Origin of the sequence: Stenotrophomonas lactitubi, from assembly GCF_002803515.1 — a bacterium.
Taxonomy (GTDB): Bacteria; Pseudomonadota; Gammaproteobacteria; order Xanthomonadales; family Xanthomonadaceae; genus Stenotrophomonas; species Stenotrophomonas lactitubi.
Genome location: NZ_PHQX01000002.1, coordinates 333,122 through 352,615, shown reverse-complemented (window position 1 = coordinate 352,615; position 19,494 = coordinate 333,122). Strand labels below are relative to the sequence as shown.

General features: G+C 64.4%; 22 protein-coding genes. 3 read left to right on the top strand and 19 right to left on the bottom strand.

The features are described 5' to 3' along the window. Positions 1-15 precede the first annotated feature (15 nt). From CR156_RS21095 to CR156_RS21030, 14 genes are all read right to left on the bottom strand, one after another. Positions 16-711, bottom strand: coding sequence for a phage minor tail protein L (locus tag CR156_RS21095; protein WP_100554448.1), 696 nt, complete (start codon positions 709-711; stop codon positions 16-18). Positions 712-860: 149 nt separating this feature from the next. Further along, a complete protein-coding gene (locus CR156_RS21090; RefSeq protein ID WP_133120125.1) occupies positions 861-1,997 on the bottom strand; it encodes a hypothetical protein in 1,137 nt (378 codons plus the stop codon). 78 nt (positions 1,998-2,075) lie between these two features. Continuing rightward, a complete protein-coding gene (locus tag CR156_RS21085) occupies positions 2,076-3,314 on the bottom strand; it encodes a hypothetical protein (protein WP_100554446.1) in 1,239 nt (412 codons plus the stop codon). Positions 3,315-3,378: 64 nt separating this feature from the next. Beyond that, complete coding sequence (locus CR156_RS21080; protein WP_100554445.1) at positions 3,379-3,816, bottom strand: hypothetical protein; 438 nt, start codon at positions 3,814-3,816, stop codon at positions 3,379-3,381. 1 nt (position 3,817) lies between these two features. Next, a complete protein-coding gene (locus CR156_RS21075) occupies positions 3,818-4,948 on the bottom strand; it encodes a hypothetical protein (protein ID WP_100554444.1) in 1,131 nt (376 codons plus the stop codon). Positions 4,949-5,019: 71 nt separating this feature from the next. Beyond that, positions 5,020-6,174: a hypothetical protein gene (locus CR156_RS21070; RefSeq protein ID WP_100554443.1), complete on the bottom strand. Its 1,155-nt coding sequence runs from the start codon at positions 6,172-6,174 to the stop codon at positions 5,020-5,022. Positions 6,175-6,183: 9 nt separating this feature from the next. Further along, entirely contained in the window at positions 6,184-6,513 is a 330-nt protein-coding gene (locus CR156_RS21065) for a phage tail protein (protein WP_100554442.1), read from the bottom strand. Further along, on the bottom strand, positions 6,510-7,562 hold the full coding sequence (locus CR156_RS21060; RefSeq protein WP_243382162.1) for a phage tail tape measure protein: 1,053 nt from the start codon (positions 7,560-7,562) through the stop codon (positions 6,510-6,512). The genes CR156_RS21065 and CR156_RS21060 overlap by 4 nt, the downstream gene beginning before the upstream one ends. A gap of 164 nt (positions 7,563-7,726) precedes the next feature. Further along, the gene (locus CR156_RS21055; protein ID WP_100554523.1) at positions 7,727-7,984 is read right to left on the bottom strand and encodes a DUF1799 domain-containing protein; all 258 of its coding nucleotides are present in this window, start codon (positions 7,982-7,984) and stop codon (positions 7,727-7,729) included. Between the two features lie 50 nt (positions 7,985-8,034). Then, positions 8,035-8,343, bottom strand: a complete 309-nt coding sequence (locus tag CR156_RS21050) for a phage tail assembly chaperone (protein WP_100554440.1) — start codon at positions 8,341-8,343, stop codon at positions 8,035-8,037. Further along, positions 8,343-9,002 carry a phage tail protein gene (locus tag CR156_RS21045; protein WP_100554439.1) on the bottom strand — a complete coding sequence of 220 codons (660 nt, stop codon included), beginning with the start codon at positions 9,000-9,002 and terminating at the stop codon, positions 8,343-8,345. Before CR156_RS21045 ends, CR156_RS21050 begins: the two co-directional genes overlap by 1 nt. Before the next feature lie 70 nt (positions 9,003-9,072). Continuing rightward, positions 9,073-9,429: a tail completion protein gp17 gene (gp17, locus tag CR156_RS21040; RefSeq protein ID WP_100554438.1), complete on the bottom strand. Its 357-nt coding sequence runs from the start codon at positions 9,427-9,429 to the stop codon at positions 9,073-9,075. Between the two features lie 23 nt (positions 9,430-9,452). Beyond that, positions 9,453-9,803 (bottom strand): head-tail adaptor protein, encoded by a 351-nt coding sequence (locus tag CR156_RS21035; RefSeq protein ID WP_100554437.1) that lies wholly within the window; start codon positions 9,801-9,803, stop codon positions 9,453-9,455. Next, a complete protein-coding gene (locus CR156_RS21030) occupies positions 9,800-10,312 on the bottom strand; it encodes a head-tail connector protein (RefSeq protein WP_100554436.1) in 513 nt (170 codons plus the stop codon). The genes CR156_RS21035 and CR156_RS21030 overlap by 4 nt, the downstream gene beginning before the upstream one ends. A gap of 382 nt (positions 10,313-10,694) precedes the next feature. Here CR156_RS21030 and CR156_RS21025 point away from each other — a divergent pair, with 382 nt between their 5' ends. Together CR156_RS21025 and CR156_RS21020 are read left to right on the top strand one after the other, a co-directional pair. Continuing rightward, positions 10,695-11,651, top strand: coding sequence for a cation diffusion facilitator family transporter (locus CR156_RS21025; RefSeq protein ID WP_100554435.1), 957 nt, complete (start codon positions 10,695-10,697; stop codon positions 11,649-11,651). 111 nt (positions 11,652-11,762) lie between these two features. Then, positions 11,763-12,188, top strand: coding sequence for an organic hydroperoxide resistance protein (locus tag CR156_RS21020; RefSeq protein ID WP_004153735.1), 426 nt, complete (start codon positions 11,763-11,765; stop codon positions 12,186-12,188). Positions 12,189-12,336: 148 nt separating this feature from the next. Here CR156_RS21020 and mmsB read toward each other — a convergent pair whose 3' ends face one another. From mmsB to CR156_RS20995, 5 genes are read right to left on the bottom strand one after another with little or no spacing between them, the layout of a single operon-like run. Further along, positions 12,337-13,227 carry a 3-hydroxyisobutyrate dehydrogenase gene (gene mmsB, locus CR156_RS21015; protein ID WP_089241468.1) on the bottom strand — a complete coding sequence of 297 codons (891 nt, stop codon included), beginning with the start codon at positions 13,225-13,227 and terminating at the stop codon, positions 12,337-12,339. After that, positions 13,224-14,402, bottom strand: a complete 1,179-nt coding sequence (locus CR156_RS21010) for an enoyl-CoA hydratase/isomerase family protein (RefSeq protein ID WP_100554434.1) — start codon at positions 14,400-14,402, stop codon at positions 13,224-13,226. Before CR156_RS21010 ends, mmsB begins: the two co-directional genes overlap by 4 nt. Then, a complete protein-coding gene (locus CR156_RS21005) occupies positions 14,399-15,196 on the bottom strand; it encodes an enoyl-CoA hydratase (RefSeq protein ID WP_100554433.1) in 798 nt (265 codons plus the stop codon). Before CR156_RS21005 ends, CR156_RS21010 begins: the two co-directional genes overlap by 4 nt. Beyond that, the gene (locus tag CR156_RS21000) at positions 15,193-16,359 is read right to left on the bottom strand and encodes an acyl-CoA dehydrogenase family protein (protein WP_100554432.1); all 1,167 of its coding nucleotides are present in this window, start codon (positions 16,357-16,359) and stop codon (positions 15,193-15,195) included. Before CR156_RS21000 ends, CR156_RS21005 begins: the two co-directional genes overlap by 4 nt. A gap of 15 nt (positions 16,360-16,374) precedes the next feature. Then, complete coding sequence (locus CR156_RS20995) at positions 16,375-17,880, bottom strand: CoA-acylating methylmalonate-semialdehyde dehydrogenase (protein WP_100554431.1); 1,506 nt, start codon at positions 17,878-17,880, stop codon at positions 16,375-16,377. A gap of 114 nt (positions 17,881-17,994) precedes the next feature. Here CR156_RS20995 and CR156_RS20990 point away from each other — a divergent pair, with 114 nt between their 5' ends. Further along, positions 17,995-19,362 (top strand): helix-turn-helix domain-containing protein, encoded by a 1,368-nt coding sequence (locus CR156_RS20990; protein ID WP_100554430.1) that lies wholly within the window; start codon positions 17,995-17,997, stop codon positions 19,360-19,362. The last annotated feature ends 132 nt before the right edge of the window (positions 19,363-19,494 follow it).

Genomic DNA, 19,494 nt, shown 5'->3' with positions numbered 1-19,494 from the left:
ATCGGAAGCGCTGGATCAGGAGCGAAGCAGACCGGCCGCCGGGAAGCCACCATAGGGCAAAGGCTTGTCCTGGCCGAAGCGCATCTTGCAGCTGCGCACACGGCCGCCGCACTGGTCGCGGGCGGGATCGTCGGTGGCAACGTCGTCGCCATCGGCAACTGCGGGACCGTTGTAGCCGCAGTAAGGGCCGCGGTAGCCACCGCGTACCAGCCAACCACACATGCCGGCGATGATCTGCCGGCCGGGCAGCTGTTCGCCGTTGAGATCGATGGCTGTAGTCAGCTCGAACTCAACCGTCTGCTTGTCTTCGCCAATCTTGCGCTCGATGAACCAGACCTCGTCGGGGAAGTGCTCGGCGGGGTCGGCAGTCGGATTGACCTCTTCGAAGTTGGCAGTATCCAGGTACTTGGCCAGCGTCTGCCGGCGTATGACGCGGGCGCCGACCAGATCATCGAACAGCAGGCACATCGCGGTGATGCGGCCATCGATGTTGCTGACCCGAAGCTTCGGGTTCGGCGGCTGGTCGCTGGTTCGTTCAAAGCCGCTGGCTTCGATCGGCCAGGGGCCGTATTCCTGACCCTGCCAGGTGATCACACCGCTCTGCAGGTGTGCGTGGAAGAACAGCTGGTCGGCACCGAAACTGCTGGCGTCCAGTTCGAAGACGGTAATGCGGCCACCCGGCTCGAGTTGCTGGGCATCGGCGGTGATCATGAGTGGGTCTCCTGTGCGGCGACGGGAAGAGGTGGTAAGGGTTGGGCGGACGGGCCGCATGGCACGATGAGGTGGTGCCCGGGGCGCAGTGAGGCATTGGTGGTGAAGCAGGCGATGCGACCGGCTTCGGTGGTGGACTCGCTCATGGATCAGAGCTCCGCATCGGCGTACACAAGGATCTGCGATGTGGTTGACCACACCACCACAGCGCCCCACTGCTGCATGTTGTTGGACATCGACGACAGCACGGCCGCGTCCACGGTGGACTGCCAGCCGGGATTCCCGCCGTTGAAGTTGATGAGGCTGCCCTCGGAGCCGAAACCCACCAGATTGAGCGCCGTAGGTGGTGAGGCGGTAATGGGCGGCACCCGCTTGCGCACCTTGAACGGGATGCAGGCGCGTGAATCGCCGTTTGCCGTGTAGGTGATGCCCAGGATCCGGTTCACCTCGACCGTTTCGTAGTAGCGCTGGCACAACAGCAGTTCCAGTGCCTCCGGCCGGCGATCAAAGTCGGTCGCGGTATCGCCCTCCTCGATCTGTACTTCAGCCAGATAGACCACGCCACTCTTCTGCCCCGCCCCGAAGGCGCGGCCGGCGAAGGTGGCGCCGGCGTCAAGCCACAGGCTGAGCTGCAGGTAGTCGTTGGTTCCAAGGGTTCTGCCGGCGATGCCAGGGACATCCACGGTCAACTGATGCCAACGCCACATCGTATCGAGCGTGATCGCACCGCCAATACTGTCAGCGGCCGTCGATCCATTGGTGCCGAAGGATTGCTGGAACTCAAGACCGACCTTGAAATTGTCGACCGTGGCCCGCGCCTTGAAGCTGATCGTGACCCGTTTCCCGGCGAACGTCCGCACGTCCTCGATGCGCTGCTGGACCAGTGCCATGTTGTCCGCACCTGCAGCGCTTTCAACGGCGAGCTTCAGCATGTGCCTGGAGCCCGCAAGCAACCTTCCACCTGCACCGCCACCTGCGGCGATATCGTCGCGTGATGCCGAGATGGTGCTGCCCTGCGCATTCACCCGCCATCGATCTGCGGTGTAGCGCGCCCCTGTCGCAGCGGCGAAGGTGCTTCCACGTTGCCACACCCGGAAGTCGCCATTGATCAGGCGGTTACGGCCTGCCATGCGGCTGTCCAGGCTGTCGACCACTGCCTGGACCTCGTCCAGGCCCGCGTAGACGTCGGCGAAATTCTCGTTGACCTTGGTAAACGCCGGGCGCTGTGTTTCCCCTCGCTTACCATTCGCTTGAATGGTATCGAGGTCGATTGTCTTTCTAGCCATTGCTGTGTTCCCGTTTCTGGGCGATCCGCACTGCGGCTGGCCCTGGTGCTCTGGCCACTATGGCCAGCGCTGAGTGCCTCAGATCTCGGCCTCGAAGATGATGCTGATGCCACCGGATTTCGGCGCGACATAGCCCGAGGCACCTGGTGACATGCCACCTGTTGCAACGCCAGCTGTGATCGCCGCGCCCGATACCGAAACCGGGATGACGTTGAACGACGAGCCAGGAGCATTGCCACCGTTGATGCCAAATCCGGTCATGTTCACACCGCTGCCAAGGGTCCGCGCCGAGGGCTTGCTGCGCATCGGTTGAAATGCCAGCTGGCCTACGCAGTCGAACTGCCCCAGGGCCGTACACACCGAAAATGCGTCTCCCGCATTGATGTCGATGCGCTGCGCGTACCAGCCACACAGCGCTGCTTCATGGGAAAGAAGCCGGGTGTCATAGCCGGTCGCCGTGCCTCCCTCCTCCCACTGCAACTGCCCGAAGAACAGCTGCCCCGACTGTGCCCCGAGACCGGCGTTCCGCACGTCGAATCCGCTACCGGATGACAGCCACACGGCCACTGCCGCGTAGTGATTCGTGCTCGCCACTGTCTTGCCGGAGACCGACGGTAGCGTGGTCGTCTTGCTGATGTGGTTGATACCTACATCCAGGCTGAAGACCTCTGCGTTCAACCCCAGTATCGTCTCTGAGCCACCGGTACCGAAATTCTGCAGGAACTCAACCGCGATCTTTCGCCCAGGTGCCCCTGAGTTGTAGACGGTGAAGGACACAGTGCTGAGTACGCCAGCAAACGTGCGGACATTCTCAACCCGTTGTTCGAACACAAAGTAGTGCCCGAAGGCATCGCTGTTGTCGTTTGAATTGGCACCCATCGAGAGACGCGCATCACCGAATACACCGTCCCCTGGCACGTTGTTGTTTGCAAAAAGCCCAGCGTCGACCATCGATCCAATCTGAACGAACCACCGATCCGGACCATAGCCGGTCTGCGTCACCGGCGTTCCTCTTGTCCAGAAGTCGAAATTGCCATTGATGAGCCGGTTCTTGCCGGGAATGCGCCCATGAATGGCATTGTCAACAGCAGCTGGAAGCGTTCTGATGGCCGCTTGAACCTCCGCCTTTGCCTGGTCTGCTTCAGCCTGGATCTCCGTCTTCAGTTGCTCGACGTCTTCCACGATGGTCGCAACACTGCCCAAGGCGCCATACACCTCGGCGAAATTCTCGTTGATCTTGGTAAAGGCCGGGCGCTGTGTTTCACCCCGTTTACCATTCGCCTGAATGGTATCGAGGTCGATTATCCTTCTTGTCATGTTCTGGTCCTCGTTGCCTACGACATGCCTCAGGCACGATGGCAACAATGGCGTTTGTGGGTCACTAGGCAGCGTCCGCTGCTGGCCATTCGAATGCCTCGGGCTGTGGTAACAACACCTTCAGCTGCTCCCAGGTCTGCACTCCGTCCGTGCACTCGATCGCCATTCGCTGCAGGGCAATGCTCACCGCATCACGCCAGGCGACCATGGCGACAGCCTCCTGGGCAAAGCGCTGAACGGAGCTGTTGATGTAGCTGCAGCAACTCTCGATGGAGTCGTAGCCGCGCGCTTGAATGTGCGTCAGCATCCATTCCCACGCGTGCCCACGCAGCACCCGCTGATGTTCGGGCGAATTGACTGCGTAAGGAGGCGGAGCCGGCTGCGCTACATTTCCGGCCATCAGCCACTCCTGGTAGCCCCCCCACATCCAGTGTCCGCGAGGAATGAAGGTGCCGGTCTCCGTGCATTTGATGATGTCGGCTTGGTCGGTAAGTTGATACATGTCAGATCTCCGCGTCCGCCGTCCAATGGAAGGAAGAACCCCAGGTTCCCGCAGCCGAAACGTAATTGACCTGCGCGCCGGACTGGCCTGGATTGACGATCGCGGTAACTGTGCCAACGCCACCATCTGCACCCGCTATTCTTCCGGCCGCGCCGGTGACATCGCTGTAGACGGTGTAGGCCGGTGTCGCCCGCTTCAGCACCCGGCATCGGATATGCGATGTACTGCTTACACCGACCGACCGGTCATAGAACTGGTTGTCTCGACCGGCACCATCGGCAGTTCCCGGAGCAACGTCGACGTTGTAGCTCTTCTCGTAGTAACGCTGGCACAGAAGCAGCTCCTCCGAATCGTTGCGATGCTCGTACTCGGTTGCCACGGCGCCCTTCTGCAGCTGCATGCAGGTGAACGAGAAGGAGCCAGACTGAGCCGTGAGCGCACCTGCGTAGGCCGCCGGAGCGGCCAGGTCCACGATCACATGGAGCTTGCTGTTCGGCCCCACTTTCTTGCCTGTGATGCTCGGCAGATCAACAGTGAAGGAGCGTAGGGATGCTGCCGTTCCGATCTCCTGTGCCTGGGCGTGAATGATGACGTCGGTCGATCCATTCGTCCCGAAACTCTGGATGAAGCGCACACCGATCTTCTTCCCGGGCGTGCTCGCCCAGGTCTGCATGCTCAACGTCACCTTCGAGCCTGCCAGTGTCTGTACACCTTCTACCGGCTGGGTGAAGAACGCCTCGGTGGAGGCCGCCGATCCGGAGAGATCGCAGTTCATGTAGCTGGCTACACCGAACTCCGGTGTTGCAAATTCCTGCCGGCTTGCCGCTATCTGCCCGGCACCGGTGCACACGATCTGGAACCTGTCCGGAACATACACCGCAAGAGGGGAAACAACCGTCCGGCTCAACCCTCGCTGCCAGAAGCGGAAGGCACCATTGATCAGGCGGTTCCCCACTGAGATCCGCAGACCGGTGGCCCCATCCAACGTCTCTCGGATTACGTTCTGCACATCATCCAGACCGTCGTAAACCTCCGCAAAGTTCTCGTTGATCTTGGTGAACGCCGGGCGCTGTGTTTCACCTCGCTTTCCATTCGGCTGAACGGAATCAAGGTCGATCGTCTTTCTTGCCATTGCTGGTTTCCTGAAGTCCGGATGGCCGCTAGGTACAACGTCGTGGCCCTTGATGGGCTGGCCTTTTCTGATCAGAGCTCAGCGTCGGCCCACCAGTGCCACCACCCGCCCCATCGGCCTGGGTTGTTGGTCCAGCTCACTTCGTAGCCGGATGGAGATGCGTAGTTGACCAGGCAGGGAACGCGAGACACGTTGTCTTCGGCGATGTGTCCATCCTGCTGGGTGGTATCAGCGGAAATGATCATCACGTACGGATGGGCGCGCTTGCTGACCTGGAATCGCACGCTCTGGTAGTGGGCCGTCCCCTGGGTATTCAGCGAGAATGCCTCGCGGCCCTCGTTGTGCGGCGTATTGGGCTGGATCTCCAGGTTGTAGCTCTTCTCGTAATAGCGCTGACACAGGCCCAGTTCCACGCCGGGTGGTCGCCAATCGAATCGCGTCGCGGCACGCCCGGATTCGACCTGGAACTGGGTGAAACCGAATGAACCGTTCTGGCCTGCCAGTGCACCTCCGTAGCCACCGGCGCAGAGATCGAAGACCACGTAGATGTGGTCGTTGCCGTTGCTACCCAGCTGCTTGCCCTTGGTGCTCGGCAACGTAACGGTAAGCGACTGCCGCGTTGCCCCGGTGGTCAACGTCAGCACACCCGCCTCGGTGGACGTCTGTGCCGCAGGCGACCCACCGGTTCCGAAGTCCTGGATGACCCGCACCCCCACCTTGCGGCCGGCCACGTCGCCGTTCGCCCAGACCGAAATCGTGATTGCGCCGCCGGCACTGCGCACACCTTCGATCCTCTGCCCCATCCAGGCACCACTGCTGGCGACGGCCCCGGAGACCGTGCAGACAAGGATGGAGCGGGTGTCGTCCGGATAGCCGATCTGCTGGCCGTCATACACCACGCGCTGGATGTCCTGGCTGCAGTTCAACGCAGAGTTGGAGAAGCGATCGGCGAAGAATGTTTCCGCCCCGAGCGTTCCTGCCCCGCTGCCGACCCGGCCAGAGTTCCGGCGTTGCCAGAACTGCAGGCCACCGTTGATGAGGAGATTTCTTCCCGGGACGCGCTCAGTAATGGCATCGTCCACGGTCTCCGGGATCTTCGCCACGTCGACCAAGGCATCGTAGACCTCCGCGAAGTTCTCATTGATCTTGGTGAATGCCGGGCGCTGTGTTTCACCCCGCTTTCCGTTCGGCTGAACGGAATCGAGGTCGATGATTTTCCTTGCCATTGCCATCTCCTACGGCTGGTACGTCTGTTCGAACGTCGCGGTGATGCTGAACACCGATCCACCCAGATGGCTGTCGGTATAGGTGTCGCAGCCGTACAGACCGGTTCCCAGCGGGCCTCGCCAGAAGAAGCTCTGGCCCACATGGCCATCCAGGAAGGCCACGATCTCGCTGATCGTCCTGCGATTGCCGACGAACTGCAGCTGGTAGCTGCGCAGGCGGGCATTGAGCCCATCCGGCGCGGCCTGAGCGTATCCATCGCCGAACCGTGCACGCTTGACGGTGGCGGTGGTGGTGCCGGTGCTCTGACTGGTTGCTGCCCAGGTAAAGGTGTCGGTCATCGTGCTGCACTCCTGCTGAGGACGCCGCCAGCCTTCATGTCACGCATCTGCAGGTCGCGGTACTTGCGTTCCACGAACTGGCCGATCTCGTTGCCGAACTGCTGCAGCATGCTTTCGTTGCTGGTGACTTCCTTGCCGCCGTTGTTGTCGATGCGGATGTTGACTCCCACACCGCCACCGCCACCGTGTGCCGCCACTCCCAGGCGCCCGTCGGGCCCGCGCTGCAGCGGCATGATCGCTTCAGGCCCCGCTTCACCGAATACGCCTGCGCCCTTGGCGAAGGCGAACAACTGCGGGGTGTTGTAGATGCCACCGGAGTAAGCCGACAGGCTGGGCGATGCATAGACGCCGCCGAGTGCATTGGGTGTCATGTTGCCGCCGCTCAACCAGCCCGTGTTGTTGCCGAACCCGCTCGCAAAGCTGGAACTGGGTGCTGCGCTGGCTCCGCCAAAGAAGCTGGCGATGGTCTTCACCCCCCATACGATCGCCTGCTGCAGGGCGATGCGTTCGAGATCGGCAATGATGGCCTTGGTGAGGTCGCGGAAGCCGGACTTGCCCGTGGTCACGAACTTGTAGAGCGCCGTCTCGGCGCCGGCGAAGGCCTTGTCGAAGGCAGCCTTCGTCGTTGTCGCGGTGTCTTCAGCCTTGCTCAGATAGCTGTCAAATGCAGCCTCCACGCCTTTTCCTGCACCGGCAAAGCCCGTCTTCTTATCTGCTTCTTCAGTCGCTTCTTTCTTCTCGGGCGGAAGCAGGGGCACGCCGTTGAGCATTCCACTGCCGTACTTCCGCTGTTTTTCAACGAAGTCGGGTACGTTGATCGAAGCAAACGGCGCGACGCCCAGCGCACCCGTGCTCAGAGGGTTGGCCTGTCGGCTCTCGATAGCTGCCTGCGTGGCAGCCGCTTTCATTGCCGTCGCGGTCAGTTGCTGCACCAGTGTGCTCATCATGGAAACACTGCTGCTCATGACAGTATTCAGTGCCTGGTGCAGCACCGTGGCCTGGGTGAGCTGGACGGGCAGCTGCTGTGCAGCGGTGGCGAGCTGGCTCACGCTCTGCGTTGCCGCTTGTGCGGCGGAGGCGACGATCGCGCTGACCTTGACAGCGGCAGCCGAGTCACTGAGCGTTGTATCGCTCATGAAATTCTCCTGGCATGAAGGAGGCCCCGCGCGGTGGCGGGGCCATGATAGAGCCATCGGCAGGTGCCGATGGCGGCTTAGTGCTGTTGCATGTGCTCCAGAGCCGCGCGTTCGATGATGCGGATTCCCGCCATCACTTCATCGCGCTTGTCCGGCGCGAGTGCCTCGCGCTCCAGCTCCTGGTAGACCACGTTGTAGTCCAGCCCGATCGGGCCACCTGCGCCGACGCGCCACTGGGTGGCAACCCGCGAGAAAAGTTCGATGGGAAGCACGCACTCCGGCCACAACTCGACCTGTGGTGGCGGAAAGTGCTTTGCCTTCAATCCAAGCTGCATCAGCTCGGATTCGGTGGGGGCCCGCCAGTACAGGGCCCCCACCGCCTCGATCAGTTTCCCTTGCGTGCGACCTGCAGGGCCTGGGTGTAGCCACCGATGATCGCGCCATCGAGGCCGGCCTGCTGCTGCAGCGCCAGCTCGACGCCGGCGGTGTCCAGCGCCACATCGGCATCCCAATCCACCACGATGTCCAGGATCGCCTGTGCCACGCTCAGCTCGTCCTCGGCCAACCGCTCCAGCAGACTGGCGTAGTCAGCCACCGGCAGATGACGGTAGGTCAGGTTGAGCTTCTGCTCGCGACCGTGACCGATGATGGTCAGGGTGCTCCTGAAACTCTCCGGCGCCTTTACCTGGAACATCAGGCGCCCTCGACCAGGATGGAGTCAGCCAGCGCGGTGAAGGTCGCGGTGGTGCCCATCGGGGTGTTGGCGGCCATGGTCGGGTCGCCGTTGTAGCTCAGGTAGCCGTACCAGTACAGCACGTCGCCGCCGACCAGCTTGGCACGCAGGATCACCGGTTCGCCCTTGGCGTCGACGTTCTTCAGGGCCGAGTACCACGGCTTCTTCGGATCGTAGAACAGCGGCAGGGTGATGGTCTTGGCGTTCTTGAAGGTCGGCATCTGCACCTGGCGGCCGGTCGGGTCCTCCAGCAGCGTGCCGCTCCAGTACTGCTGCTCGCCACCGGCGGTGGTCGGGTCGCCCTGCTGGTCCAGGTCGACGAAGACACCGGCCTTGCGCAGCACGCCGGCACCGCTGGTGGCGGGGAACAGCACGTTGTCGGTGGTGTCGATGCCCAGCAGTTCAACGCTGCCGGTGGCTTCAGCACCGGCACGGGTCGCACGGTTGTTCAGGGCCGGCCAGCCCGGCAGTTCAATGACCACCACATCGCCGGTGTCGACGCTGTTGGCGGCGACGCTGGCCAGTGCCGGCGCGGCCTTGGAGATGGCGGTGGTAGCGATAGCGGTGGAGATGACCGGTGCGAAGCCGAACTGGGTGCCCTTGGGAAGCTTGAGTGCCATGGTGTATTTCCTCGTTGGATAAGAAAAACCCGGCGGTTGCCGGGTTGGGGTGTTGCACGGATGAAGCGGTTTACAGGTCGGCGTACCACAGGCCGAAATCGAGCCGCGCGCCGTACTTGCGCAGCACGGGTTCATGCACGGCGATTGCAGCGCCGAATGACTCGGCCGTCGGCAGTCCCGCGCAGACCTTGTCTTCGATGTCGCGGATCAGGGTGTTGGCCTGGGCGCGACTGTCTGCCCAGACCGTCAGCTGCACGCGAGCGTGTTTCTGTCCGGGAATGGAACCTTCGTTGAACCACACGGACTGTCCACCCACCTGCTGGTAGACAGCACACGGGTAGATGACCGGTTCCGGCGGAACATCGGGATGCAGCCGGCCCTGCAGCAGGGGGCCCAGCAACGCATGCAGCTGTGCTTCGTAACTCATCGCAGTGTCCTGGTTGGCGTCACTCAGGCCGTGCCTGAAGACTGTTCGGTGAACAGCACCGTGGTCTGGCGCCGACTGAAGTCCGGGGCAACACCGGTGATGTCGAAGACCCTGCCGTCGTGCACGATGCGCATGCCAGCCTGGATGCCGGCCTGCCGCGCGGCCGCAAGGCGGACATGGAACCGCTGGCGGCGGATCGTTGCCGGCAGTCGGCTCTCAAGCGTCAGCCGCTGCACGCTGTCGGTGGCATCGGCGGTGATGGCGGTCCATAGTTCCGCCACCGCTTGCCAGGCATCCAGCGGCTGTCCCCACGCATCTACGCGCCCATCCTGGCGCTCGATGCGGATGCGACGGTTGAAGTGACCGGCGTTCATGGGGTCGCCGCCAGTCGGTAGGGATCGAGCAGCGCGGCGACGCCGAACGGCAGCGCCATCGCGATGGCGACACTGCCAATCGGCACGTCGATGGCGGATGTGGAAACCACCACCGCTTCCCGATGCGCATACAGGTGGCCCAGCAGCAGGCGCACTGCAGCGCGGATGCTGTCGTTGGCCGGCAGGCCCTGCAGCAACTTCGCGCTGCGCTCGGTGGCCACGGCCAAGCGGCGATCAGCAACGTCGCGCATGGCCTTTGCCTTGGCCGCGTTGGTCTCGGCATTGGCGGCGGCAACCGCGGCTTCATGCCCGGTCACCGCCGCCGCCATGTCCTGCGGCAACTGGTCAAGCGCCAGGTCCAGTGCCGGCTGGTCGGCAAACAGCGTCCGTCCCAGGTAGGCCGACGCCGCGTCGGTTGCGGCCGCCAGCAGGTCGCCCAGGATCGCGTCGTCGTAGTCGCCGTCGATACGGCAGTGCGTGCGGCACTGCTCAAGTGTCAGCAGGGGCATCGAATCCTCCTTCGTTGATGGATGTTGGATGCCCCGACCCTGCGCACGCGGCTACGCCGCACGCTGTCATCTAGGACGGCGCGAAAAGGGGCAGGGTCGGGGCGGAAACAGAAACGGCCCCACCAGGAATGGCAGGGCCGCAAGCACGATGACAAGGCGCCGCGGGCGGCATAAACGCAAAAAGCCCCCGGCGGTCGCCAGAGGCTTGTATGTCATCGTGGTTGAAAAGATACGCTGCAGGTGTGCACCCGTCAATCCGTAAACCGTCACCAGTCTGGTGACTTTTCCGGGGCCTGCGTCAGTGCGGTCACAGAGGCGTGCGGTCGTCTGGATAGAATGGTGTAGCGCCGCTTCCGCAGCGCGTTCACCGCTGGATTCCCGCATGCCTGCCACCACCGAACGCTATTTCGATACACGCACCGAACAGGGCGTGCTGCGCCTGTCCATCGTCGGCTCGCTGCTGTTGGCTGCAGCGGCGGTGGTGTTCGGCCTGCTGGCCAATTCTTCGCTGATCATCTTCGATGGCATCTACGGCCTGATCGACGTGGTGATGACCTGGCTGTCGCTGCTGGTCGCGCGGCTGATCGCGCTGTCCACCCAGACCGACGCCCTGCAGTCGCGCCTCAACCAGCGCTTCACCATGGGGTTCTGGCACCTGGAACCGATCGTGCTGGGAGTGAGCGGTACGTTGATGATTGGTGCAGCGCTGTATGCACTGGTCAATGCGATCGATGCGCTGATGTCCGGTGGGCGGCAGATCGCGCTTGGCCCCGCGATCATTTTCGCGGCGCTGTCGATCGTGGCCGAGAGCGCGCTGGCCTGGTTCGTGCTGCGTGCGAACCGGCGCATCGGCTCGGAGTTCATCGCGCTGGATGCGAAGAACTGGGTGATCGCCGCGAGCATGTCGGCCTGCTACCTGGCGGCCTTCCTCGGCGGTGTGCTGGTGCACGGCACGTCGTGGGCATGGGTCGGACCGTACATCGATCCGGCCATCCTGGCATTCGTCTGCGTGCTGGTGATGATCGCGCCGCTGGGCACGGTGCGGCGCGCGCTGGCCGGCATCCTGCTGGTCACGCCGCCGGAACTGCAGGCGCACGTGGATGCGGTGGCGCGGGCGATCGTTGCAAAGCACGGCTTCGTCGAACACCGCAGCTATGTGGCGCAGGTAGGCCGTGGTGAACAGATCGAGCTGTTCTTCGTGGTGCGCGAGGACGACCCACCGCGGCCCCTGCTGGAGTGGGACCACCTGCGCGACGAAATCGGTGATGCGCTGGGCGAATCGTCGCCGGACCGCTGGCTGACCATCATGTTCACCACTGACCGGGAATGGACGATCTAGGCTGGCAGGACGTTCAATCAAATTTTTCGGACTTGTTGTAACCCAACGTGTGCAGAATCCGGGCAAAGTAGCCTCCAACGCACCACCCACCCACTGACCAGGAGCATCCCGATGTCCATCGAAAAGGTTCTGTACACCGCCCAGGCCACCTCCACCGGCGGCCGCGAAGGCCGTTCCGTGTCCTCCGACAACGTGCTGGACATCCAGCTGTCGACCCCGCGCGAGCTGGGCGGCGCTGGCGGCCCCGGCACCAATCCGGAACAGCTGTTCGCTGCGGGCTATTCGGCCTGCTTCCTCGGCGCACTGAAGTTCGTCGCCGGCCAGGCCAAGGTCGCACTGCCGGCCGACACCACCGTGACCGGCAAGGTCGGCATCGGCCAGATCCCGACCGGTTTCGGCATCGAAGCCGAGCTGACCATCAACGTGCCGGGCGTGCCGCGCGAGCAGGTGGAAGAGCTGGTGCAGAAGGCGCACATCGTCTGCCCGTACTCCAACGCTACCCGCGGCAACATCGACGTGACGCTGATCGTTGCCTGATGCGGTGATGCCGGCCAGCGGCCGGCACTACCAAACGACTGGGCAAAAAAATGGGCGGATGCCGGTCGAAACCGTGCATCCGCCCATCCCACCTTCGCTGTCCCGCAAGGGGGCATGAGGTTGCCGGCCAGCGGCCGGTACTACCAGGTCACTTCTCGCTCGTAATGAGCTGCACGACGCTGGAGAAATCCAGCTTGCCGCGGCCGGCCTGGTGATTCATCGAATACAGATTGCGGGCCACTTCGCCCAGCGGGATCGAGGCGCCGACGCTCATCGCCGCTTCCACCGCCAGGCCCATGTCCTTCAGCATCAGGTCGCTGCCGAAGCCGCCGCTGTAGCCGCGCGACGCCGGTGCGTTTTCCAGCACGCCCGGCCAGGGGTTGCACACTTCGGTAGCCCAGCTGCGGCCAGTGCTGACCGCCATCATCTGCGACAGCACCTTGGGGTCCAGCCCGTGCGCCACGCCAAGCGCGATGGCTTCGCCGGTGACGGCCATGATCACACCCAACGCCATGTTGTTGCAAAGCTTGGCAACCTGGCCGGCGCCACTGGCGCCCACATGGAAGATGTTCTTGCCCATTGCCTGCAGCACCGGGCGGGCGCGTTCCAGCGCGTCCTCCTCACCACCGACGATGAAGGTCAGCGTGCCAGCCTGCGCGCCAGCAGTGCCGCCGGACACCGGCGCGTCGATCATCTGCAGGCCTCGTGCGGCGGCCGCTTCGGAAACCTTGCGCGCGCTGGCCGGGGCGATCGTGCTGCAGTCGATGACCAGCGCACCGGCGGGAATCGCGGCAAGGATGCCGTCGTCGCCCAGGTACACGCCTTCGACGTGGCGACTGGCCGGCAGCATCGAGATCACCACCTCGGCGTCAGCCAGGGTTTCGCGTGCCGATGCAGAAGCACTGGCGCCCGCGTCGACTGCGGCCTGTACAGCAGCCGGCACCAGATCGAACACGCGCACGGTGTGGCCGTTCTTGACCAGATTGGCGGCCATCGGGCCACCCATGTTGCCCAACCCAATGAATGCAATGCGGCTCATGCCAGGCTCCTTTCAGCGACAGGGGTACCCAGGTCGGCCAGCGGATGCGCGGCATCGGCCCAGGGAGAAGCGAAGAACGTATCGGCCCATGCGCGGCTGGCATCGACCAACGTGGCCGGGTTCCACGATGGAGTGCGGTCCTTGTCGATCAGCAGCGCGCGGATGCCTTCGGCAAAATTGCCATGCGCAGCACAATGCAGGGCCGTGATGTATTCCAGCCGGTACACGCTCGCCAGGTCCTGACCAGCACTGCGGCGCTGCAGTTCGAAGGCCAGCCGTGCCGAACCCGGCGCACCGGCAGCCAGCGTCTTCTGTGCGGCCTGCAACCAGGCGTCATCGGTCTGCAGGGTGCTGATGCGTTCGACGATGGCGGCGAGATCATCGCCTTCGCACAGCGCATCGACCTGCGCGGCATTGGCCAGCAGCGGGCCGGTAGCCGCGTCGCTGGCGAACGACAGCAGCAGCTGCGACAGGCGCTCGTGGTTGCGTGCGGCATCGGCCGACCACGCGACCTGCAGCAGCGCATCGAACACCGCGCTGCGGCGCTCCTCGGCCACATGCACGTCGGCCAAACCTGCATAGATCGCATCGCCGGGGTTGAGCAGCGCACCGGTCAGGGCCAGGAACAGGCCGCCGTTGCCCGGCACACGCGGCAGCAGCCAGCTGCCACCCACGTCAGGGAACAGGCCGACCGTGATTTCCGGGAAGGCCAGCTTGGAACGCTCGCTGACCACGCGATGGCTGGCGCCGGACATCAGGCCGATGCCGCCGCCCATCACGATGCCATGGCCCCAGCACAGGATCGGCTTGGCGTAGGTATGGATCAGGTAGTCGACGCGGTACTCGACGTCGAAGAACTCGGCGGCGTAGTCGTTCTCGCGGATGTCCGTGTGGCCGGCCTCGCGGTAGGCGAGCATGCTCTGGTACAGGCTGTGCAGATCACCGCCGGCACAGAATGCCTTTTCGCCCGCGCCCTGCAGCACCACCAGCGCGATGCCGTCGTCGTCGGCCCAGGCGTTGAGCTGCTTCAGCAGCAGGTGCGCCATCGGCAGCGAGAAGCCATTGAGCGTACGCGGTGCGTTGAGCGTGGCGATGCCGATGCGCGTGCCGTTGCCAGCGGCGCGTTCTTCGAACAGTACCGGTGCTTCGGCAACGTTCGTGTCAACCGCGGTCATGCGTTCTTCCACTGCGCGGCGCGCTTTTCAAGGAAGGCACTCACGCCCTCGACCTGATCGGCGGTGTCGAACAGATCGACGAAGGCCTCGCGCTCGGCCACCAGTGCTGAAGCATGGGTGCCGGTGCGGGTGGACTGCACCAGGGTCTTGCAGGCGGCGATGCTGGTCGGGCTCTGCTTGCCAGCCTTCTTCGCCCATTCCAGTGCCAGCGCCTTGGATTCGCCCTTGCCGACCTTTTCTTCGGCAAGACCAATCCGCACCGCTGTCTCAGCGTTGATGCGCTCGCCGAGCAGGATCATGCGCTTGGCCCAGCCCTCGCCGACCAGGCGCGGCAGGTTCTGGGTGCCACCGGCGCACGGCAGCAGGCCAACGGTGGCCTCCGGCAGCGCGACCTGGGCATGGTCTTCGATGATGCGCAGATCGCAGGCCAGCGCGCATTCCAGGCCGCCGCCCATGGCGTAGCCGTTGATCGCGGCAATCGATACGCCACGGAACGCGGACAGCGCCTCGAAGGCTTCACCGAAACGGCGCGCCGCTTCGCGTGCGGCCGCCTTGTCGCCGGAGGCAAACTGGTTGAGGTCGGCACCGGCGGAGAAGAACTTCTCGCCGTCACCGGTGATCACCAGCGCGTAGATGTCGCGGTCTGCGTTGAGCGCGCCCACCAGGTCGCGCAGCGCCGACAGGCTGTGCACGGTCCAGGTATGCGCTGGCGGGTTGTTCAGGGTGACCACGGCGGTGTGGCCATCGGCCTCGACCTTCAGGCCCACGTGCTCCTGGGTACGCCAATCCTTCATCGCAGTTCCTCTTCGGTGTTGAGCAGGTGACGGGCAACGATCACCCGCATGATCTCGTTGGTGCCTTCCAGGATCTGGTGCACGCGGCTGTCGCGCAGCAGGCGCTCGATCGGATATTCGCGGATGTAGCCATAGCCACCGTGGATCTGCAGGGCTTCGTTGCAGATGTTGAAGCCGGCATCGGTGGCGAAACGCTTGGCCATCGCGCACCACACGTTGGCATCGCTGGCACCGGCATCGAGCTTGCGCGCAGCGGTATGCACCATCTGCCGCGCCGCGACCAGCTCGATGGCCATGTCGGCCAGCTTGAACTGCAGTGCCTGGAATTCGGACAACGCCTTGCCGAACTGGCGGCGCTCGCCCATGTAGCGGCGCGCTGCATCCAGCGCACCCTGCGCAGCACCCAGCGAGCAGGCGGCGATGTTGATGCGGCCACCATCGAGCCCCTTCATCGCCAGCTTGAAGCCGCCGCCTTCCTCTCCCAGAAGATGGCTGACCGGCACGCGGACGTTTTCGAAGGTGATGCCGCGGGTGGGCTGGCTGTTCCAGCCCATCTTCTCTTCCTTGCGGCCGTAGCTGATGCCCGGCAGGTCGGCTGGCACGGCGATCGCGCTGACCCCGCCTGCACCAGCACCGCCGGTGCGTGCCATCACCACCAGCAGTTCGGTGGCACCGGCGCCGGAAATGAAGGCCTTGGAGCCATTCAACACGTAGAAATCGCCATCGCGCACGGCGCTGGTCTTCAGCGAGGCCGCATCCGAACCGGCACCCGGCTCGGTCAGGCAGTACGAGGCCAGCTTGCTGCCCGATGACAGGTCATTGCCCCATGCATCGCGCAGGGCCGGCTGGCCCCACTTGGACACCATCCACGAGGCCATGTTGTGGATGCTGATGTAGGCCGCGGTCGACGGATCGACGTTGGCGAGCTCCTCGATGACGACGGCGGCGTCCAGTCGGCTCAGGCCGCTGCCACCTACTTCCGGGTCCATGTACAGACCGCAGAAGCCCAGTTCACCGGCCTTGGCGATCGCCTCGCGCGGAAAGATGCCCTCCGCATCCCATCGCGCGGCGTGCGGCGCCAGTTCGGCCTGTGCGAAGTCGCGCGCCGCTTCGCGGTACGCCTGCTGCGCTTCTTCCTGTTCCGTCGTCATCGAGTGGCTCATGGCTGCTCCCTGCTGTTACTTCAGGCTGATCGTGGTGTTGACGCCGTGGCTCAGCGTCTCGTCGTCGAACCAGCGCGCGGTGACGGTCTTGGTCTGCGTGTAGAACAGCACCACCTGCTTGCCGTACGGGCCCAGGTCGCCGAGCTTGGAAGCGCGCGAACCGGTGAACGAGAACAGCGGCACCGGCACCGGGATCGGCACGTTGATGCCGACCTGGCCGACGTCGATGTCTTCCTGGAACCGGCGTGCGGCTGCACCGCTCTGGGTGAACAGCGCGGTGCCGTTGCCGTTCGGGTTGCTGTTGACCATGGCGATGGCCTCATCCAGCGTTTCCGCTTCGAGGATGACCAGCACCGGCCCGAAGATTTCATCCTGGTAGATGCGCATGTCGGTGGTGACACCGGCAAAGATGGTCGGGCCGACGAAGTTGCCCTTCTCGAACCCATCGACCTGCGGCTTGCGGCCATCGAGCACCAGCTTGGCGCCCTGCTCCACACCCGACGCGATCAGGCCTTCGACACGCTCACGGGCGCTGCAGGAAATGACCGGACCGACGTCGGTGCCGGCGACCGTGCCACCACTGACCTTCAGGGTCTTGGCCTTCTCGACCAGGTCCTGCACCCAACCGCGCGCTTCACCGACCAGCACCAGGGTCGAGGCGGCCATGCAGCGCTGGCCAGCCGCACCAAAAGCGGCGCCGACCATCGCGTTGAGGGTCTGCTCCTTGTTGGCGTCCGGCAAGACCACGGCGTGGTTCTTGGCGCCCATCATGCACTGCACGCGCTTGCCGGCCAGCGAGGCGCGGTTGTACACGTGGGTGCCGACGCGGGTGGAACCGACGAACGAAACGGCCTTGATGTCGGGGTGGTCGCAGATGGCGTTGACCACTTCTTCGCCACCGTGGACGACATTCAGCACGCCCTTCGGAATGCCCGCTTCCAAGGCAAGCTCGACCAGGCGCATGGTGACCATCGGGTCCTGCTCGGACGGCTTGAGGATGAAGGTGTTGCCGGTGGCGATGGCCATCGGGAACATCCACAGCGGGATCATCGCCGGGAAGTTGAACGGGGTGATGCCTGCGCACACGCCCAGCGGCTGCATGATCGAGTAGGTGTCCACGCCGTTGGCCACGTTGTTGGCCAGTTCGCCCAGCTGCAGGTTGCCGATGGCGGCTGCATGCTCGACCACTTCCAGTCCGCGGAACACATCGCCTTCGGCGTCCGGCAGGGTCTTGCCCTGTTCGGCGGTGAGGATGTGCGCCAGCTCGCTCATGTTTTCGCGGATCAGCTGCTGGTACTTCAGGAAGATGCGCGCGCGGGTACCGATCGGGGTCTTGCGCCAGGTCTTGAAGGCTTCCTTGGCGGCGGCCACGGCCGCGTCGACTTCACCCGTGGTGGCGAACGGCACCTGGGCCAGCACGTCCTGGGTGGCCGGATTGATCACGTCCTGCCAGTGGGAGGTGGCCGATTCTACGAACTGGCCATCGATCAGCATGCGGATACGGGGCGCTGCAACAGTCATGACGACAATCCACGGGGTGCGAAAGATGCTTGGCATTATTCACAGCACCCGCCTCGATTTCCGGGCTGAATCCGCTTAATCTGGCCAATGCCCGCCACGATTACTGTTAATTCTGTGAATTATTCAGCCCCCCAGCGCCAACTCGGTCTGCGTCTGCTGCGCCTGCGCGAGCAGCGCGGCTATAGCCAGGCCGACCTTGCCCGCGCACTGGGGCTGTCGGCCAGCTACCTGAACCAGATCGAGCGCAACAAGCGCCCGCTGACGCCTGCGGTGCAGAAGAAGCTGGGCGAGGTGTTGGGCGATGTTTCCGCCCTGTTCGACGACAATGAGCCCGCCGCGCTGCAGGAGTCGCTGGGTGAGACCCTGCGCGACCTGGGCCTGGCCGACGTCAGCGCCACCGAACTGCGGGCGCTGGCCGGCAACCTGCCGCAGGTCAGCCGCGCGTTGCTGGACCTGCACCGCCGCCACCTGGCGCTGCGCGAACATGCCGCCGCGCTGGAATTCCAGTTGGGCGAGCCAGGCGCCGGCAGCACGCTGCCGGCCGGTGACCAAGTGCGCGAGTTCTTCAACCGCATGCACAACCACATCCCCGAACTGGATGAACTGGCCGAGCAGCTGTTCGCCGAATGGGGGCTGGCGCCGGGACACGTGGCACCCCGGCTGCGCCAGTTGCTGGCCGATCGCCACGGTGTGCTGGTGGAAGTGGCCGCGCTGCAGGCCGGCCGGGAGAAGCGCCAGTACGATGCCGGCAGCCGCACGTTGTGGCTGCCCGATTACCTGGAGCCGGGCCAGCAGGCGTTCCAGATGGCGGTCGAGCTCGCACTGCGCGGTTATCTGCCGCAGATCGACGCGGTGATCGCGCGCACCGGCTTCACCGACGAGGCCCGCATCGCGCAGGCACGCGTCGGCCTGTCCAATTACTTCGCCGGCGCGCTGGTGATGCCGTACATGCGCTTTCTGCGCGCGGCCGAGGCCAGCAGCTATGACATCGAGCTGCTGGCGCACCAGTTCGGCGTGGGATTCGAGGCGGTCTGCCATCGCTTGAGCACGCTGGCACGCCGCAGCGCGCCGGGCCTGCCGTTCTTCTTCATCCGCGTGGACCGCGCCGGCAACGTGTCCAAGCGCCACTCGGCCACCGATTTCCACTTCTCGCAGGTGGGCGGTTCGTGCCCGTTGTGGATCGTCTACGAGGCGTTCAACCAGCCCGGACGCATCCTCACCCAGACCGCGCGCATGCCCGATGGCCGCCGTCATTTCTGGCTGGCACGGCAGGTCAGCAGCGGCCCGGTGGGCCACGGCCAGCCACGCAAGACCTTCGCGGTGGCACTGGGCTGTGACCTGCAGCATGCCGACAGGCTGGTGTATTCGCTGGGGCTGGACGTGCAGAGCCCGGGTAATTCAGTGTCGATCGGGCCGGGCTGCCGGGTGTGCCCGCGCGAGGACTGCATGCAGCGCGCGTTTACCCAGTTGCCGGGAAGGTAGGGGTTGGTTCGGCAGGGCTGCGCCCTGCACCCGCCGAAGCGGTAGTGCCGGCTGCTGGCCGGCAACCTCAACAGCAACAGCGGGGATTCCGTGGGATGGCGGGGTGGGTCCGGTTGCGGGGGACGCCGTAAA

Excerpts from the sequence above, each read along its gene's own strand:
- CR156_RS21045 (WP_100554439.1), bottom strand. The coding sequence starts at position 9,002 with ATGGCACTCAAGCTTCCCAAGGGCACCCAGTTCGGCTTCGCACCGGTC.
- CR156_RS21020 (WP_004153735.1), top strand. The coding sequence starts at position 11,763 with ATGTCCATCGAAAAGGTTCTGTACACCGCCCAGGCCACCTCCACCGGC.
- CR156_RS21025 (WP_100554435.1), top strand. The coding sequence starts at position 10,695 with ATGCCTGCCACCACCGAACGCTATTTCGATACACGCACCGAACAGGGC.
- mmsB (WP_089241468.1), bottom strand. The coding sequence starts at position 13,227 with ATGAGCCGCATTGCATTCATTGGGTTGGGCAACATGGGTGGCCCGATG.
- CR156_RS20995 (WP_100554431.1), bottom strand. The coding sequence starts at position 17,880 with ATGACTGTTGCAGCGCCCCGTATCCGCATGCTGATCGATGGCCAGTTC.
- CR156_RS21005 (WP_100554433.1), bottom strand. The coding sequence starts at position 15,196 with ATGAAGGATTGGCGTACCCAGGAGCACGTGGGCCTGAAGGTCGAGGCC.
- CR156_RS21085 (WP_100554446.1), bottom strand. The coding sequence starts at position 3,314 with ATGACAAGAAGGATAATCGACCTCGATACCATTCAGGCGAATGGTAAA.
- CR156_RS21010 (WP_100554434.1), bottom strand. The coding sequence starts at position 14,402 with ATGACCGCGGTTGACACGAACGTTGCCGAAGCACCGGTACTGTTCGAA.
- CR156_RS21095 (WP_100554448.1), bottom strand. The coding sequence starts at position 711 with ATGATCACCGCCGATGCCCAGCAACTCGAGCCGGGTGGCCGCATTACC.
- CR156_RS21000 (WP_100554432.1), bottom strand. The coding sequence starts at position 16,359 with ATGAGCCACTCGATGACGACGGAACAGGAAGAAGCGCAGCAGGCGTAC.
- CR156_RS21090 (WP_133120125.1), bottom strand. The coding sequence starts at position 1,997 with ATGGCTAGAAAGACAATCGACCTCGATACCATTCAAGCGAATGGTAAG.
- CR156_RS21035 (WP_100554437.1), bottom strand. The coding sequence starts at position 9,803 with ATGAACGCCGGTCACTTCAACCGTCGCATCCGCATCGAGCGCCAGGAT.
- gp17 (WP_100554438.1), bottom strand. The coding sequence starts at position 9,429 with ATGAGTTACGAAGCACAGCTGCATGCGTTGCTGGGCCCCCTGCTGCAG.
- CR156_RS21075 (WP_100554444.1), bottom strand. The coding sequence starts at position 4,948 with ATGGCAAGAAAGACGATCGACCTTGATTCCGTTCAGCCGAATGGAAAG.
- CR156_RS21080 (WP_100554445.1), bottom strand. The coding sequence starts at position 3,816 with ATGTATCAACTTACCGACCAAGCCGACATCATCAAATGCACGGAGACC.
- CR156_RS21055 (WP_100554523.1), bottom strand. The coding sequence starts at position 7,984 with ATGCAGCTTGGATTGAAGGCAAAGCACTTTCCGCCACCACAGGTCGAG.
- CR156_RS21070 (WP_100554443.1), bottom strand. The coding sequence starts at position 6,174 with ATGGCAAGGAAAATCATCGACCTCGATTCCGTTCAGCCGAACGGAAAG.
- CR156_RS21065 (WP_100554442.1), bottom strand. The coding sequence starts at position 6,513 with ATGACCGACACCTTTACCTGGGCAGCAACCAGTCAGAGCACCGGCACC.
- CR156_RS21030 (WP_100554436.1), bottom strand. The coding sequence starts at position 10,312 with ATGCCCCTGCTGACACTTGAGCAGTGCCGCACGCACTGCCGTATCGAC.
- CR156_RS21050 (WP_100554440.1), bottom strand. The coding sequence starts at position 8,343 with ATGTTCCAGGTAAAGGCGCCGGAGAGTTTCAGGAGCACCCTGACCATC.